Source organism: Dyadobacter sp. BHUBP1, from assembly GCF_050587785.1.
Taxonomy (GTDB): Bacteria; Bacteroidota; Bacteroidia; order Cytophagales; family Spirosomataceae; genus Dyadobacter.
Genome location: NZ_JBOBIH010000015.1, coordinates 42,056 through 58,679, shown reverse-complemented (window position 1 = coordinate 58,679; position 16,624 = coordinate 42,056). Strand labels below are relative to the sequence as shown.

Sequence of the window (16,624 nt, the reverse complement as noted above, 5' to 3'; positions counted from 1 at the left end):
TGCGGGCTATAAATGCCCCTTTTGAATTGTATCTGATAACCGGCAAATAATTTACGCCTGCGCGCTGGCACCCATAATTATTAATCGGCAGTGCACAAGGCACTATCACAATAGGAAGTAGAGAAATTCTCATTAAGGAAGGATGTGGTATGATAGAGGTTGTATTCGGTTACAAATTACTTTTTTATTTGAGGACAAAACAAGTATTTCTAATATTTTCTTTAATTAATTGTATTAAAAGTCTTAGAAATGTCGAATTCCTTCAAATTCAGGCACTTTTTTTACTTATGAAGACGTGTATTTTGAACTGATCCAAACGGTTGAAAACTTAACAATTGTAGTAATTCCCGATCCGAATGCAATATGCCAGGCTATTGCAGACCGAGAATTTTAGACGAGTTAATGGTATTTGTTCGACAAATGATTATAAATTCATCGACGAAAGCTTCCATCTATTTATTGGGTACAATTAGCCGAACGGTCGTCCCCGAAGGGGGAACAAGCAAAAAGAGTATTTCGTCGCTAAGCTTGGAAACGGGTTTTATGTCAGTAAACAAAACAAGAGGAATAGCCGGTATGAAGCAAATCTGTGAGAAATACCAAAATTGAAGGCTCGTCGATGATCATGACATTGTATTAGCCTCATCGTGGATCAGCTAAAAAGCCGGATGACGAAGTGCAGGCTTGCAACCGTCATTTTTTGCTTTGTAACTTTCGTTTGCACTGATCGCATCTTTTAGTGACTCTTTTCAGCAATCTGAGCAACTTAAAAAGTCATGTAATCACCTCTCCCGCTAAATTCGAATTGCACTCATTCGTTCTTCGAAAACCATTTCGGCTAATTCCAACAGGCCGAAGACCCGCGTAGAGATTAAATGAACTTCTTGTTCGCTGATCTGATAGCCCGGATTGTATCTTGTAATACTGGACCTTCTAAAAAATATATCAAGGGTTACATATGATGCCGCATTTTTTTGTTGGAATCGATATTTCAAAGCTGACGCTTGATGTTGCCATCGTAAATGGAAAGAGTGCGATCGAACTCGTTTAGGGTTTAAGCTTAATACCCCCGTTAGGGGCTTAAACTAAACCGATTTTTAAACCGGTAACAAATGCCGGAAACCTGGGGACACGTGAGTGAAATCAGCAACGCAGGCGCCCAACAGACTACCTCGATAAATAGCCATTGCTTTTCGCTACACTTAGTTACATTGTGCTAATATAAACCCTTTTATCAGACCATGTTCAAAAAACCATTCTCCTTTGACGGGCGCATTGGGCGCGCTGAATATCTCTATTACTACGCGACTACCTGGGCTGTCCTTTTTGGATTACATATTGCCACTTTCACAATCCGTTGGGGCATTCTCGTGGTCCTTGCAGGCTGTTCCGTCTGTGTTGGTTGATGTTGGCTCAGGGAGTTAAGTGATGCCACGACACGGGCAATTCATGCGAAAAGAGATCAGAAGTTAAAAAGACGCGGCACAACACAGGCAGAGGCGGAATTTTATACCATAATGTATGGTCTCTGCCCTCTCCTGCGGACGATGAATGGCCGGAATTTTAGCTCAATTTCATAAGTCCGTCGGTGAGCGATTGCCATTGCAGCTTGGAAAACGCTGTTTCAGCGAAAAATCCGACAATTGTATTGCGGACTTTGTCGATCATCGAGTCGGTTTCTGTATTAGGCTCAATGTTGCGGTCATACACGGCCGCGGTTACACGAGCGTGTTCGCGCGTAACGGTGAAAGTACTGGTGGAAGTCTGGGCGTAAAAGTGGGTCGGCTCCGCATCGCTCGAATGCGGGGCCGCCACGGGCCTCACGCGGAGGGCTACACTCTGAACATCCCCGCAATCCGCCTCTTTAATTTCTTCTATTTTTACCCAATCGTACCCGCCGGCTTCCTCGCCTCCGGGACCGGGTATATCAATACAAATCAGCAACCCCTCCCGCGCCGCGCCCGATACTGGTTGCCCGTCCGCGTCGGTAAGCGTAAATCTGGCCAGCGCCTTACCAGCCCGCTCCTGCCAGCCGTTTACGTGCAGCAATCGTGATTTAGCCAAATTGAAAAAGCCGATCGCTTCTTTCTGCTCGACGAATGTGCAGGTGCTTTCGGCTGTGATCATATCTCCTTTCTGTTGTCCGGGAATGGCCCCCGTGTAGTTCTTTTCATCCATCTCTCGGGATATTTTAAGGGACTCCGAACCGGGCCCTGAAACGTAGCAGCTGCCAAAAATAAACATGCCAGTCACCGCTTTCTTTCCCACAAATAGCCTGACAGCTCTATCCGAAGTATTTAAAGCAGGTTCGACTTGCCGCTTTTTCTCTACTTTGCAATCACGAAATCACTTGCCAGCAAATCTGTGGAGACTTTTTCACGCAAACCGAGCCGTACTGAGATTCAGCCATGAAATCCTCTATTTTAGCATTACAATCAGGCTATGTGAAAACAACTGCAATAGTACTTAGATATTTCTGCGAAAGTACGCCAATGTTCCTGATCAAAGGGGTTCAGCGTCACTTTAGGTGGATTCGTAAGTTTTCGGGTTGAGCGGGTATGGATCATAGTTCGTAGCCAAGAAGTCACTCAGGAAACTGTGTCTATCGGATTGTTGGAGACCAGTACAGTAGGAACCTGCCCGGTTTGTCAGATGTCAACCAGTCGCACACATAGTTTCTATCACCGCAAGTTGGCCGATTTATCGATGAATGGTAAACAGGTTAAGCTCTTGGTACGCCTTCGTAAATTTTTCTGCTTTTTGGCCAGCTGCCCTCGAAAAGTGTTTACCCAGATCATGTAATCTGGTTTTAAGCCTTATGCCCGACGCCTCGCTGTGTCGCGGCCCTGGGCGTTTTTCAGTTCAATCTTAGTCCTCTTCGTACTCATCGGTGATGAATAACATGACTCTTACTATTAAGAGCAGCAGAATAAGCACGATTGTAAATGATATCCATGCCTCTCTGCCGTCTAAGAACCATGATAGCACAAATCCGAGAAATATCGCACCAATAAACAGCAGCAGCTGTGACCGTATTTTTAGGCTTTTTATAAATTCCGTCACCTTATTCATGAATTGTTGCGGAGGGATAGTAGATATATCTTTTATTTGGTATCTATTTTAAATAGAAAAAGAATACATCATGTTTCAAGAATTTTTAAGCTTTTTATGGGACCACGACAACTTGAAATGAGAGAAAAGATTGATCAGTGTTCTGTTGTTAATATTATACGGATATTAGAAAGCCGCTAATAATATATATATAGTTACCCGATCGGTCCATTTTCGGCGATATTCAAGCTATTTTGCAACGCGAACCAGTGATAGATAACTACCGAGATAACAGTAATAAACCTAGTTTCATTTACCTGGAGATTTTACATATTTGTTGCAAGCTGATCCAACACTATTTTGAAAGGTCAAATGTCTCCTCCTCTTTTCAACAGAAAATAGTGTTGCCAAATATCAAGACACCGAATTGGAGTAATTCGTGGCGTTGTTGATCAAATGAAGCGAAATAATTCAATTCGTTGCATTCAGCTTTAACCGGATTGGCGCCCAGTCTAACGCGATCTATCGCGATTCCCTCGGGCAACTTTGGATCGGGACATCGGGTGGACTTCTATTAGTAGGCAATAAAAAGAGACGCTCTATTCGCTACACCAAGGCTCACGGGCTTTGTGATGACAATATCGTGGGCCTTATACCCGGCCCCGATGGAAAAATCTGGATTTCCACGATGAACGGTATTTCCAGGCTCGACCCTGCGACCAAAAAAATCAAGATACTTTCAGAATACGATGGAACGCCGTTCCCCAAGTTCAGCCGGAATGCGGCCCTCAGGCTCAGGACCAGGGATATGGCCTTTGGAGGAAATGAAGGATTCTATTTGTTCAATCCCTTCCAACTTGCTACCCGTCAACGAAAGCTTTCGCCGCAACTCACCCACATTCTCATCCGCGGGAAACCCATAGAGGCCTTCCCCGATTTGATCACCGGCAGAGATGGGGACGATATCCGGGAAATAAGCATTCCCAATGACCCAGCGGACCTGACTATCGACTTTGTAACACCGGAGTTCATCATGCCCAGGCAGGTAATGTATTCCTATCTTCTTGAAGGGTTTGATAAGAGCTGGAGCGCCCGATCAACTATCAAATCAGCGCGCTACTCCAATTTGCCTGACGGGTCTTATTTCTTCCGGGTCCGGACCGGCTTTGACGCAAATCCATTGGAAAAAGAAAAACAGTTGGTTAAAATCACGGTACTTCCACCCTGGTACAGAACGTGGTGGGCTTACACACTTTATACTCTCCTGTTGACTGCTTTCATTTTTTTTATTGTACGCTTCTTCTGGCTGCGTACCATGCTACGATATGAGCATGCATTGTATCAGGCAAAACTCGACTTTTTCTCAAACATCGCACACGAAGTCAGGACCCACATCATGTTAATATTGGGGCCTGTCGAGATGATCCTTTCTAAAAACTACGATGAGTCAAAAACACGCTCTGGCCTTACCTCCGTAAAATCCAATGGTGAAAGACTTTTGCGGCTTGTAAATGAGCTCCTGGATTTTAGAAAAGCGGAGGTTAGCGCTCTTTTCCCTCAGGTGAAAGAAAACGAGCTGGTATCCTTCCTCCCGGACATTTTTGGCTCTTTCACCCAGCCTTCCCAAGCCAATGAAATAACATTTGAATTTACGGCGAACCAGGAGAAAATCTTGGTACCTTTTGATCCCGACCAATTGGAGAAAGTAATCTTTAACCTGCTTGTCAATGCTTTTAAATTCACCCCGCGTGAAGGCAAAATTGAACTTTCTGCAGCTTCCGGAGAAGGTTTTGTTGACATCCGGGTCAAAGACAACGGGAAAGGGATCGCGCCCGAGAATCTCAAAAGCCTGTTTGTCAATTTCTTCCAGGTAAACGAGCTCGGAAGCAAAAACAGCGGGTTCAGTATAGGCCTGTCCCTTTCAAAAAAGATTGTCGAGCAGCACGGCGGCACCTTAACTGTTCAAAGCACTCCGGCTACTAACACCCGTCCGGGCGGTTCCGTCTTTACAGTCCGTCTTAACAAAGGCGTATCCTGAAACCGTGAGCTACGGCAGTTTTCTTTCAGTCGCACCTGCGAATACCGCATAGGTACCAGAACACACTTCTGATTCTTATTATTGAAGGGGCCACGGTCACAGTGGCAGCAGCCCTTCAATAATAAGAATCAATTAGACAAAATCCATTGCCAGGCAATAGCATTATGGTTGGTGCTCAGCCAGCGTCTGGTATGTTGGGCTCAACCAGCTTCGTAAGTTTTTCCAGGGACTCCTGCCAGCCCAGGTAACACATTTCGGCTGGTATTGCGGCCGGGATTCCTTCCTGCAAGATTTTGAGCTCTGTACCAACCAAAGTTTTCGTTAGCCAAACGGATGTAACCATTTCACCCGGCAGGTTCGGGTCATCGAATTTATCTGTATACCTGAGCAGTTCGTTCGGTTTGACTTCAAGGTATTTGCCACCGAATGAATGGCTGTTGCCGGTAGAAAAATTATGAAAGGACATCCTGAACGAACCACCGGGCTCTGCATTCAATTCATGAACAGTGCAAAGAAAGCCGTATGGCGGAAGCCATGAAGCCAAGGCCAGGTCCTGTGTAAATGCCTTGTAGATTTTTTCAGGGGATGCCTTGATAACCCTGTGCAAAGAAACGCTGTTTGTTGACATGTGATTGTGTTTTAAGGCCCTACTCTTCTGGCTTTTCGGTGGCGCCCGTTTTTTAAAGTGGTACTGCTCCACTGAGCTTTTACGGTAATTACAACAGCACAAAGATGACAATAAAGTATAGGCCTGAGGGAGGGAGTTTGCGACAATTGCGGGGGTTGTTTACGGCACACCACTTGTAAGCAGAGACAGGCAACAGCAGTAGTAGTAACGGTTGCGGCTTTGAGAACCCTGTCAAATTTGGTATTGAAGAATGATGATTACCAACTTGTCGAAATTTTGACGGCTGCTTAGGGAGCTATAAGCCTCTACTCATCAAACGCCGCCCAATGTGAAAAATACGGTGCCACGTACATCTGCCGACAGACGCCGCTGGTTCCGAGGTAGGATTCCCCGGAGTTTCCACACAAAACGCAGGAATTATACCCGTCCACCAGATCTGGCTGAGCATGTCATGGGAAGGTTAAAATTACCTAACTCTCTCTGATGGAAAATTGGGTATGCGTATCCTTTCGATTAGCTTGTCATTGGTGGGGGAATTTATGTCATCAACCGGTTTTATGGCTTCAAGCCTCGTTCAGAAAGAAAAATGCATTGAATGAGGTTAAACTGATTTTCTTTACCAATATGTATCGCGGGAGTAGCACGCGCCACTGTCTGACCAACGGGCTGCTGGAAAAACGCATCAGCAGTTACATGAAAGAAGAGCAACAGCCTAAGCCACCTTCGGCAGAGCGAAGTCGCGAGGAGAGTGGACTGATCATCGATGCGCCTGGTTGGGAATGAGATAGCCAATTGAGGCGTGCTGCGAAGGTTATTGCAGGCATGAATGGCTCGTTCGACGGAAGTGCTTGCCGCTGAATAAGAAAGAAAAACTCCTAGCCTAAAATCCTCTTTTAGAGTTCGCAACATACGTTCGACCATCGCGTTTTCGTCACCGGGCGACCCCGTTGGATCGCCGCTTTCAGCCATTCTGATGGCCACGTTTTCATTTCTCAAGCGGTTGGCGTATTTCCAGGAACAGCGCTGCACGCCGCGATCGGACCGGGTCGCCGGAGTGATGAGAATAGATCAGTGGTTGCGAGGGGTTCGTTCTGGAAAAGGGCCATGTCCAAAGCCTGCACCGATCCCTGCTCCTGCGTGGTTCTGTCTAGGTGCCAGCCGACAATTTTCCGGGAATAGGCATCCCAGGATAACCGATAAGATAAACGAAGTGTGAACCTAATGGGATATACGAGCGCCCGGTGGTCTGACCAAAGCGTATTGGAACGGTTAGGCACAGTATTCTAACGATAGTCATCTGCCACCGAATCCAAAAGCGTGTCCAGTAGAAGAGCCCATCCGCCCTAACTAGCTTTGTTGCTGAAAAATCTCTTTGTAGATCTGCTGGATCAGGGAGAATTCTTCCTCATACAGTTTTGGGAAGTTGCTTTTTCGCCGGTTGGGAAACACTCCCTTGTTCTGATACAAAAAAATAATAAGTTGATCCAGGTCCCTATCAGGCATATCGATCCTGTTTTGGATCGTTGCTTTCAACTCATCATATTTCTGAAGGAAGCTGAGCTCATCAGACATATCCAAAGAAATTGCTTCGCTGATTACCTTTGACAAATAGATACATTGATAAGTGAGATCCGGATACCGGAAGTATGCTTCTACCTCGGATGTATTGGTGATACTGACTTGTCCGTCTGAGGAGGACTGATAGCGCACCCGTCTCATTAAAGGTCTCGAAAAAGTCTCGAGCGCAGCATCGTAGTCTTGTATCCGATGGATCATCCGAGCAGATACGGGTATGATCAATCCTTTCTGAACAACACCGTCCCTTGCAAGTATATCATGAATCAGAAAGCGGTGGAGCCTGCCGTTTCCATCTTCGAATGGATGAATAAATACAAACCCAAAAGCGATCATCGCTGCCCTGAGAATCGCATGGTTCCCTTCCGATTTCCTTTCGGTTTCCTTCAGACCGGACATCATCGACGTTACCAGACCAGGTGGCGGGCAGATATAATGGTAGATCTCGCCGTACTGTAAAGTCGTCTGCCCAATGTAATTCTGAAAATCCCGGTACTTTTGGACTGCAAAGCGCTCATCCACTATCGCATTTTGCAAAACTGTCAAATACGCTTCGCTCAGGGTTTGATCTGCCGGGACTGTCCCTACCTTGCTTAGCAGGGCGATAAAGCGGTCCATTCTATCCGATGGTGGACTTTCCCGCTCTATTTCGTAGGAAGATTTCGTCTCCTTTCGGTACAGGTATTGCGCTGCACGGTGAAATATTTGAGCGGAATACTCTGTTTTCAGCCGTTCGATCTCAGCTGTCAGGTCCAGGTTCAGCGCTTGTTGCAACGCTGCTGTTTTCCTGATTATCGGGCAAAAATTCCGGTCGCCCAACAGGTTGTCATTGATCCGCCATCTTGCATTTTTTATGACCTTCCCTGTTATGTATTTTTCCTCTTCGAGAAGGTCGACATAATTCCCTGAAACCGGCAAAGATCGCTCCACTTCCCGGTTCGTCAGCCATTCGTATAGAAAGCCGATCTTTCGGGTATATTTCCCTGATGGTCGGGAATGGATGAAGGCAACTAACTGACTGGCGTCAATTTTCTCGAATACAGCACGGTAGGCTCAGATCGTCGTACTTAAGGGCAAATTCAAGATGCGCCATTGGCGAATCTGCTTCGGGGGCATATTTGGGGCCGAAGGTTTGGATGACATCGCCATTAGCTGCCAATTCAATACGATCACGGCTTCCGATATATGACTTGTGGGTGATCTGATGCTCCCGGAGATTAAAATAATCCCGAAGCCACAATGCTCCGGCCGCTTTAATAGCCATATACTATGCTGTAAAATCGTTTCTCGTCATGGTAAATTTAATAAATTTCCTTATTCATGCTGTAAAAACAATAAATCCATAGATTCCAGCTTGCGGTAAAATGATTTGACGGGCGGGTAATTGTATTAAGTAAGTAGCTTTCTGCTGTAAAATAGCTAAATCACCGATTAGACAGGACGTCTGAAAAGAGCCCCGCTTTGACCTCCCCTTAATTACAAACTGTCTGCACAAAAGACCTACATTTGTCTCATCAAAGAATAAATATGAAAACTGATTGCCCCTCCCTGGCCGCGCATTCGACATCGGCGTACGAAGGTAAAGTCCCGAAAACCGGTGACTAAGCCATACACGTATGATGATTCAATGCATCTTGAACATGGCGCATTAATTGGGTGAACATTTCATAGCTGGATTGTGCTGCGCTTTGAAGCAAATCTTTCTCGCTTGGATGTCGATAAGGTTTTTTGAATATCCATTGAGGCCCAGCGCTTTAGTGTATGCATCGTTTACATCTTCTTCACTAGTAGCATATTTAAGTCGATCGCATAATTTATTTACAGAGGATTTAGGCGGTAAATGCACTTAAAGACTTAGTCAAGGTAGTTAAACCAGAAAGGGAAGCTTAAACGCAGCTTCACCTTTGACGAGTTTCCGGCCATTTATCTCAATTGCACCGATATCCTAATCGCTACAGCCCAGTCCAACAAGATGGCTATCTGACTGAATTTCCGGAATTTTAGGCAGCTGTGCAAAGATTGCGGCCGCGAGCAGACCGACGTAATCATGAATATCGTAGAGGCAATATTGTCTCCGGGCAGGTAGCGGAAGATACTGCCAAACAGCAGTCGGACGCTGCGGAAAGATGATGCAGGATCGGCAAAGCCCATCTATTATCGGCTAGGAAAGCCGTAAAGTCGAAATCATAATAAAAATTAAAATTGTTCGTGACTATAAACTAAAATTAATTCCCTGGTTTCAACCCGCAAAGTGCCGATAAATTGCGACATTTCGCCCCGAGCTGACGGTAAACTATGACCACCCGCATAGTCAATCCGCAGCATCAGCCCGTATTACCGGATACTGCACCATAACATGAACAGCGAACAGGAACTTTGGAGGGCTTTTCAGGAAGGAGATGAAGACGCGTACACCGGTCTGTACCGTCAGCATCTGCGGGCTATGTACCGCTACGGACTGAGCCTGGTATCTGTTTCGGAGGCCTTCGTTCTCGACTGCATTCACGACGTCTTTACAGAAATCTGGATTCGCCGGGCCCGGCTTTCGGTTCCGGAGAACGTGCGGCATTATCTTTTAAAAGCACTTAAAACCAGAATGCTACACTTGCTCAGCCGGAAAGAAAAAGCCTACATGGGCTTCTCTCAGCAGGAGTTTGACGAGCTCTGGCCGGAGCCGTCCGCCGAAGACCTCCTGATTTTGAATGAAGAATCCAGAAACCGTACCGAACGTATAGGCAAGCTCATAGACCTGCTGCCACACCGCCAGCAAGAGGCCATCCGCCTCCGCTTCGTAGAAAATCTCGACTATGGCGAAATCGGTGAAATGCTCTCCGTCAACCGGCAGTCGGCGCAGAATCTCGTGTTCCGGGCACTGGAAAAATTGCGCGGCTGGCTCCAATAGACCGTATTTAATATTGCCTTTTTTAAAAACAAAAAAATTTTCGTTTTCCTCCGAGTATGATTCGCAAGACATTGTTATCTACTGACAAACAATCGCCAAAAACCTGTGAATCCAGATTACTCCGCCTTCGGGACCGTCGACTTTGCTATTGATGAGCGGTTTTTGTCACATTATTCCAAACCAGATGCTGATTCGGAACAATTCTGGAGCGACTGGCTCACAGCGCATCCGGCCAAGGAACCGGAATGGCAGGAGGCCCGTCGCCTCCTCGAAGCCGTCACGCTCGGCCTGAGCGACTATGCCCGCACCTACGTGTCCGAAGAAGTCGAAGCCGAACTGCTCGCCCGCATTCAGGCTACGAACCGCATCAACAGCCAGGCGGGACGCACGAGAACAATCCCTTTCGCCCGAATAGTGGCCGCTGCATCCATTGTAATCGCATTGGCCGCCGGCAGTTTCTGGTTCCTGGGAAAATCCCGCGGAAGCCGGAGCCCGTATGCAGAGCAGCTCGCCAGGATATCCGGAGCGATGATTGAGCGGGTCAATGATAGCGGGACCCCGCAAACATTCATACTGCCCGATAGCAGTAAGGTAACGCTCTCTCCCGGCAGCCGGATCAGCTTTCCGAAAGACTACGGAACCCACAGCCGCCCTACCTGGCTCTCGGGTCGGGCCGTGTTCGACGTTACGCGAAATCCCGGCAAACCGTTTCTCGTATATTCCGGGGAGGTAGTAACCAAAGTGCTCGGCACGAAGTTCGAAGTAAGCGCATTCGAGCACGATCGCGAGGTGACGGTCAGCGTCGTCAGTGGACAGGTGTCGGTATACGAACGCAAAGAAAAAACCAGCAATACGACCGCCTCCACCCATTCGGGCGTATTGCTTGTTCCCAACCAGCAGGTGGTGTTCATACGGCAGACCGGTCAGTTCAACAAAGCGCTGGTGAGCAACCCATCGATAATAGACTCAGGCGAAGCAAGCTTCATTTACGACGAGCAGCCGGCGGCAAAAGTCCTTGACGATATCGCCAGGGCTTATGGGGTCGATATCGTATACAGCAGGGAAATGCTCGAACATTGCGCTCTTACGGCCGATCTGGCCCGTGAAACCCTTCAGGAGAAACTGGATATCATCTGCCGATCTATTGACGCGGATTACGAGATCGTGGAAGCGCAGATTATTATCAACTCCGGCGGATGCAAAGTCAACTAAACCCATTTACACCCTAACCCTAACCCTGCCTATGCTTCAATAGAATACTTAATCTCATTGCTAAAAAGCCAACGATGCTTGCTCCATCGTTGGCCGGTTGTCCCGATGAACGGTCTGCTGGACCGGCGGGAAGTTTTTGCCCGAATTTTTGACCAACACGAACAAAAACGTCCAAAAGTATGAAACAATCCAGAGTTTTATTATTCCAATGTATGAAAATATCGTTGGTTCAGATATTTCTGTCATGTGCCTTTCTCGGTGTCAGCTGGGCGAATGATCTGTCTGCCCAGGAGCTGCTGAGCCGCCGGCTGACGCTCCATGCGAAAGACAAAAAAATAAAGTCGGTGCTGAAAGAAATCGAGGAGGCGACCGACGTACGCTTCTCTTACAGCCCTCATGTGATACAGGCCAGCCGCCCCGTTTCCATCTCGGTGGAGAACGCGGCGCTGGCGCTGGTGCTCAAACAATTGTTCGAGCCGCTGTCCATCGGTTACGACGTATCAGGCCGTCAGATCATCCTTAACCAGGTTCCCAAACCCACCCATGAGCGAACCGAGAAGTCCGACGTACCGCTAGACCGCCGTATTGAAGGGACCGTCACCGACGAAAAAGGCTCCCGGCTTCCGGGGGTTAGCATCATGATCAAAGGCACTAGCCAGGGCACCATCACCAACGAATCGGGCACGTTCGCCCTGACACTGCAAAACGACTCAAGCACACTGATATTCAGTTTCGTAGGCTATCAAAACCAAGAGATTACGGTGGGTGCGGAAACCAGTCTGGCCATTTCGCTCAAAACAGACTCCAAGGCGCTGGGCGAAGTGGTGGTGATCGGCTATGGTACCCAAAAGAAAACCTCCGTCACCGCTGCTATTTCCACAATGAAAGGCGAAGACATTGCGGCAGCACCTATTACCAACCTCAGCAACGGGCTGGCAGGCCGCGTTTCAGGTGTCATCGTCAAGCAAGGTTCGGGTGAACCGGGACGCGACGGCTCCAACATTTACATCCGGGGCGTATCTTCTACCGGCGGAAACCAGCCGCTGCTGATCGTCGACGGTATCCCACGCAGTTTTCAGCAGCTCGATCCTAACACGATCGAAAGCTTTACCGTACTGAAAGACGCGGCTGCGGTAGCGCCGTATGGAGTGGCTGGTGCGAACGGTGTGGTGCTGGTTACTACCAAGAGCGGAAAAACCGGGGCTCCGTCATTGACGTATAACGGATACGTTGGCTTCCAGAACCCTACCTCAATGCCCAAATATCTTTACGGCTACGATTTTGCCACCCTCAAAAACGCCGCCGCCCGATATGCGGGACTGCCTCTGCCCTATTCCGACGAGGCGCTGCAAAAATTCCGCGACCATTCCGACAACGACGCCTACCCGGCCCAAAACGTCGTCGACGAGTTGGTCAACCGGAATGCCGTTCTGACCACCCATAATATTGAAGTCTCCGGTGGGGCGGAACGGATCCGATACTATACAGCGCTGGGTTACCAAGCGCAGGCGGGCATGTGGCCATCGACCAACAACCGTCGTTTCAATCTGGCCATCAACCTGGAAGCGCAGGCAACGAAGACAACGAAACTCTTTTTCAGTGTCAACGGCCGCATTCAGAAATCAACCTACCCCTCCATCAGCACTTCAAGGATTTTCGAGCTGATCGGGTACGCACACCCGGCTAATGGCCCCCTGCTTTTCAGCAACGGCATGAACGGTACTTACGTAACTGGCAGCATTTACAACAGCGGATATCAGCGCGTGAACACCGGCAGCCTTTTCTCGCAACTTTCAGTGGAACAAGAGTTGCCATTCCTACCCGGACTGAAAGCGAAGGGTACCATTGCCTATGACCCGACCCAGGTGATGGACAAAACCTGGACAACGCCCGTCCACCTGGCCACCATCAATACGGCCACGAAGCCTTATGTCATCACCGACGGCATTTTCGGCCAAACCCAGTCGTCTCTCAACCAGGTCTACAACCTCAGCCAGCAGCTCACCTACCAGGCCAGCCTGAACTATCAGAAAACGTTCGGTAAAAACGGGATCAGTCTGCTGGGGGTTTTCGAGGCTAAATCGAACTCTAATTCCCTGCTCGGTGCCAGCCGGCGTAACTATAACCTGAACATCGACGAGGTCAACATGGGTAGCTCAAGCCAAGCTGATATGACCACGAGCGGCTCTTCAAGTCAGGGCCGGCAGGTGGGGCTTGTTTACCGGGCGACGTACGACTATGCCGACAAATACCTCATCGAGGCCAGCGGGCGCTACGACGGCAGCTACTATTTCGCACCAGAAAACCGTTTCGGCTTTTTTCCTGCATTCTCACTCGGGTGGCGGCTCTCCGAAGAGAATTTTATCAAAAACAATTTCAACTGGATCGACAACCTGAAACTCCGTGGCTCCTACGGTGAGGTGGGAGCCCTGGCTGGTAGCGCTTTTCAGTACATGAGCACTTACAGCGTCGCCGGACCTGCCTACGTACTGGGCGGATCAGCGGTTCAGGCCGTGCGGGAGCGCAACGAACCCAATCCCAACATTACCTGGGAAAGAGCCAAGAAAACGGACGTGGGGATCGAAGCTAGCCTCTGGCGCGGGCTTTTAAATGTAGAGGCTGATTTCTTTTATGAGAAACGCTCCAATATGCTGGTCAATCCCGATGTGATCGTTCCTGCTGAATACGGCGTCGGGCTCAGCCAGGTCAATGCGGGAGTTATGCAGAATAAGGGGATCGATCTTTCGGTTGGCTCCTCCCGGCGTATTTCCAAAGACCTCCGCTTTTCGTTGTCGGGCAGTTTCACCTACGCAGTCAATTCGCTGTTGCAGGTGTTCGAAGCATCGGCTACCTACGACAACCCCAATCGTCGCCTGACCGGCAAGCCGCTAGGTACACAGTTCGGGTTTAAGTCACTTGGTTTCTTTCAATTGGATGATTTTGACGAAAGCGGCAAGCTGAAACCCGGCATCGCCACTCAGCCCTGGGGCAAGGTGCAGCCAGGAGACATCCGTTATCAGGATATGAATCAGGACGGCAAGATCAATGACGACGATCTGACACGCATAGGCGACGCTGTGGCCACCCCCAGGATCATTTACGGCATTTCACCCAGTGCCCAGTACAAATCGTTTACCCTGGACCTGCTCCTGCAGGGCGCAGCCAAAACGAACTTCTATTACCAGAACGATGCCGCGTGGGCATTCTTCAACGGAATGGGCGCGCTGCAAGACAACCTCGATTACTGGACTCCTGAAAATCCCCATGCACGTAACCCGAGGATCACTGCCGCGCCGACAACCAACAACACCCAGCGATCGTCGTTCTGGATGGGCAATGCCTCCTACCTGCGCCTGAAAAGTGCGACGCTCGCATTCCGGATGCCGCAGCCCGTTTGTGAAAAGATCCGTATGAAAGACGCACGCATTTACATATCGGGGCAGAATATCCTGACGTGGACCAAAATGCGCAACTTCGATCCCGAGGTCAGCGAGGTCAACGGCCGCAACTACCCGCAACAAAAAGTAGTTGCCATCGGCGTCAATGTTACATTCTAACACCTTTCCCGCTATGAAACTAAAAATCACTTCTACCGTGACACGGCACTTGCTGACTATGATTTTGACGGGATGCTGCTTTGCCTGCAGCAAGTTTCTCGATGTCACGCCTACCGACCAGATTTCCGACGACGGCGTGTGGACCGACACCAAAACAGCCGACTTGTTCCTGAACAATGTCTACTCCGGCCTTCCCGGCCCTTTCAACACATTCGACCCGACGGAGAATTTCACCGATAATGCGATGAATGGCGTCAACGGCCAGCCCAGCAGGGTTTTATATGCAAATTCGGTGTATACAGCCAGCAACACGCCTCATAACTGGTCGCAATATGCCAATATCCGGCGTGCCAACCTCTTCATTGAAAAGGTGACAGCCTCCAACCTCCCCGACAGCTGGAAAAAGGTACGACTGGCGGAAGCACGTTTTCTGCGTGCTTACTACTACCATCTGCTCTGGACCTACCATGGCGGTGTCCCCATTATCACCAACACGCTCAATCAGAATACCCAGGGCGATGAGATTTTCAGGGCACGAAATACCGACGAAGAGACCTACCAATTCATCGTAGCCGAATGCGCCGCCATCGCCGCCGACCTTCCGCTCAAAGCCGAGGCCGGGAGGATATCAAGAGCGGCGGCACTTACGCTAAAAGGCTGGTGCGAGCTGTTTTATGCCAGCCCGCTGAAAAACCCGTCGAACGAAAAAAGCCGGTGGGAACTGGCCGCTGCAACCAACAAACAAGTAATAGACCTGGGGTCCCACAGCCTTTTCCCTGACTATGAAACGATGTTCTACGAAGGTAATAACAACAATGTGGAGGTGATTTTTGCCAAACAATACCTGGGTGGCACCGCTTTGGGCGCCGGCCGCGAAGGCTTGCAGGGGCCATGGATCGTAGGCGGTGTGCAGCGCGCTTACGGGGGCGTGGATCCAACCCAGGAATTGGTGGACGAATATGCTATGGCTAATGGACTGCCAATCTCTGATCCGCAATCGGGCTATGATCCGCAAAATCCATATGCAAACCGCGAAAAACGGTTCTACCAATCGATTGTGTTCGACGGATCGACCTGGCTCGGCAGTGAAATGGTCATGAAGCAGGGCATGGGTAGCCGCAATGCGACCGATTTGAGTAATACCAATGAAGCGACCAATACCGGGTATTATCTCCGGAAAGGATTGGACCCGAAGTATGCCGTGAACGGCAACCACATGCTCAGCAGCGCCGCCTTCATTATTTTCCGTTATGCTGAAGTACTGCTCAGCTACGCCGAAGCGAAAAACGAGGCATCCGGCCCCGATGGGGCGGTTTACGATGCGATCAACCAGGTGAGGGCCCGGTCGGGGCTGCCCGCGCTGAAAACAGGACTTACGCAGGCACAAATGCGGGTGGTGATCCAGCGCGAAAGAAGGGTGGAACTCGCATTCGAGGAAAAGCGATGGTACGACCTGATCAGGCTCAAAACCGCGGAGAAAAACCTGAACGGTACGCTGCATGGCATGCGCATCGACCAGGTGGGCGGCAAATGGGTATACACAGTCATCGCCGCACCCGACGGATCACGCACTTTCTATCCTGAAAAAAATTACCTTTTCCCGATTCCACAATCGGCCATGAACCAGAATACCAAACTGACCCAGAATCCAAATTACTGAC

Annotated in this window: 12 protein-coding genes and 1 pseudogene; 8 read left to right on the top strand and 5 right to left on the bottom strand. The window is 49.1% G+C overall.

The window, feature by feature from the left end:
• Nucleotides 1–1,241: 1,241 nt before the first annotated feature.
• A complete protein-coding gene (locus ACQ4MZ_RS30550; RefSeq protein WP_430851712.1) occupies nucleotides 1,242–1,406 on the top strand; it encodes a hypothetical protein in 165 nt (54 codons plus the stop codon).
• A gap of 157 nt (nucleotides 1,407–1,563) precedes the next feature.
• Here the strand turns inward: ACQ4MZ_RS30550 and ACQ4MZ_RS30545 are convergent, their stop codons facing one another.
• A complete protein-coding gene (locus tag ACQ4MZ_RS30545) occupies nucleotides 1,564–2,178 on the bottom strand; it encodes a hypothetical protein (protein WP_430851710.1) in 615 nt (204 codons plus the stop codon).
• A gap of 420 nt (nucleotides 2,179–2,598) precedes the next feature.
• Between ACQ4MZ_RS30545 and ACQ4MZ_RS30540 the strand changes: the two genes are divergently transcribed.
• From ACQ4MZ_RS30540 to ACQ4MZ_RS30530, 3 genes and pseudogenes are all read left to right on the top strand, one after another.
• Nucleotides 2,599–2,802: a transposase family protein gene (locus ACQ4MZ_RS30540; RefSeq protein WP_430851708.1), complete on the top strand. Its 204-nt coding sequence runs from the start codon at nucleotides 2,599–2,601 to the stop codon at nucleotides 2,800–2,802.
• Between the two features lie 715 nt (nucleotides 2,803–3,517).
• Nucleotides 3,518–3,616: pseudogene (locus ACQ4MZ_RS30535) on the top strand (two-component regulator propeller domain-containing protein); the annotation flags it as partial.
• Nucleotides 3,617–3,739: 123 nt separating this feature from the next.
• The gene (locus tag ACQ4MZ_RS30530) at nucleotides 3,740–5,089 is read left to right on the top strand and encodes an ATP-binding protein (RefSeq protein ID WP_430851706.1); all 1,350 of its coding nucleotides are present in this window, start codon (nucleotides 3,740–3,742) and stop codon (nucleotides 5,087–5,089) included.
• 175 nt (nucleotides 5,090–5,264) lie between these two features.
• Here ACQ4MZ_RS30530 and ACQ4MZ_RS30525 read toward each other — a convergent pair whose 3' ends face one another.
• The 4 genes from ACQ4MZ_RS30525 to ACQ4MZ_RS30510 all read right to left on the bottom strand — a co-directional run bounded on the left by ACQ4MZ_RS30525 (nucleotide 5,265) and on the right by ACQ4MZ_RS30510 (nucleotide 8,556).
• Nucleotides 5,265–5,717, bottom strand: coding sequence for an SRPBCC family protein (locus ACQ4MZ_RS30525; RefSeq protein ID WP_430851704.1), 453 nt, complete (start codon nucleotides 5,715–5,717; stop codon nucleotides 5,265–5,267).
• 555 nt (nucleotides 5,718–6,272) lie between these two features.
• Entirely contained in the window at nucleotides 6,273–6,713 is a 441-nt protein-coding gene (locus ACQ4MZ_RS30520) for a hypothetical protein (protein WP_430851702.1), read from the bottom strand.
• A gap of 351 nt (nucleotides 6,714–7,064) precedes the next feature.
• Nucleotides 7,065–8,066, bottom strand: a complete 1,002-nt coding sequence (locus ACQ4MZ_RS30515) for a Fic family protein (RefSeq protein WP_430851700.1) — start codon at nucleotides 8,064–8,066, stop codon at nucleotides 7,065–7,067.
• Between the two features lie 250 nt (nucleotides 8,067–8,316).
• The gene (locus ACQ4MZ_RS30510; RefSeq protein ID WP_430851698.1) at nucleotides 8,317–8,556 is read right to left on the bottom strand and encodes a hypothetical protein; all 240 of its coding nucleotides are present in this window, start codon (nucleotides 8,554–8,556) and stop codon (nucleotides 8,317–8,319) included.
• Between the two features lie 1,092 nt (nucleotides 8,557–9,648).
• Between ACQ4MZ_RS30510 and ACQ4MZ_RS30505 the strand changes: the two genes are divergently transcribed.
• The 4 genes from ACQ4MZ_RS30505 (at nucleotide 9,649) to ACQ4MZ_RS30490 (ending at nucleotide 16,623) form a co-directional block, all read left to right on the top strand.
• Nucleotides 9,649–10,194: an RNA polymerase sigma factor gene (locus ACQ4MZ_RS30505; protein ID WP_430851696.1), complete on the top strand. Its 546-nt coding sequence runs from the start codon at nucleotides 9,649–9,651 to the stop codon at nucleotides 10,192–10,194.
• Between the two features lie 105 nt (nucleotides 10,195–10,299).
• Nucleotides 10,300–11,406, top strand: a complete 1,107-nt coding sequence (locus ACQ4MZ_RS30500) for a FecR family protein (RefSeq protein WP_430851694.1) — start codon at nucleotides 10,300–10,302, stop codon at nucleotides 11,404–11,406.
• 212 nt (nucleotides 11,407–11,618) lie between these two features.
• Complete coding sequence (locus ACQ4MZ_RS30495; protein ID WP_430851692.1) at nucleotides 11,619–14,963, top strand: TonB-dependent receptor; 3,345 nt, start codon at nucleotides 11,619–11,621, stop codon at nucleotides 14,961–14,963.
• 13 nt (nucleotides 14,964–14,976) lie between these two features.
• On the top strand, nucleotides 14,977–16,623 hold the full coding sequence (locus ACQ4MZ_RS30490; RefSeq protein ID WP_430851690.1) for a RagB/SusD family nutrient uptake outer membrane protein: 1,647 nt from the start codon (nucleotides 14,977–14,979) through the stop codon (nucleotides 16,621–16,623).
• The last annotated feature ends 1 nt before the right edge of the window (nucleotide 16,624 follow it).

What these genes read in the sequence shown, in the direction of transcription:
- ACQ4MZ_RS30525 (WP_430851704.1), bottom strand. Translation starts at nt 5,717, where the DNA reads ATGTCAACAAACAGCGTTTCTTTGCACAGGGTTATCAAGGCATCCCCT.
- ACQ4MZ_RS30490 (WP_430851690.1), top strand. Translation starts at nt 14,977, where the DNA reads ATGAAACTAAAAATCACTTCTACCGTGACACGGCACTTGCTGACTATG.
- ACQ4MZ_RS30545 (WP_430851710.1), bottom strand. Translation starts at nt 2,178, where the DNA reads ATGGATGAAAAGAACTACACGGGGGCCATTCCCGGACAACAGAAAGGA.
- ACQ4MZ_RS30530 (WP_430851706.1), top strand. Translation starts at nt 3,740, where the DNA reads ATGAACGGTATTTCCAGGCTCGACCCTGCGACCAAAAAAATCAAGATA.
- ACQ4MZ_RS30495 (WP_430851692.1), top strand. Translation starts at nt 11,619, where the DNA reads ATGAAAATATCGTTGGTTCAGATATTTCTGTCATGTGCCTTTCTCGGT.
- ACQ4MZ_RS30550 (WP_430851712.1), top strand. Translation starts at nt 1,242, where the DNA reads ATGTTCAAAAAACCATTCTCCTTTGACGGGCGCATTGGGCGCGCTGAA.
- ACQ4MZ_RS30505 (WP_430851696.1), top strand. Translation starts at nt 9,649, where the DNA reads ATGAACAGCGAACAGGAACTTTGGAGGGCTTTTCAGGAAGGAGATGAA.
- ACQ4MZ_RS30510 (WP_430851698.1), bottom strand. Translation starts at nt 8,556, where the DNA reads ATGGCTATTAAAGCGGCCGGAGCATTGTGGCTTCGGGATTATTTTAAT.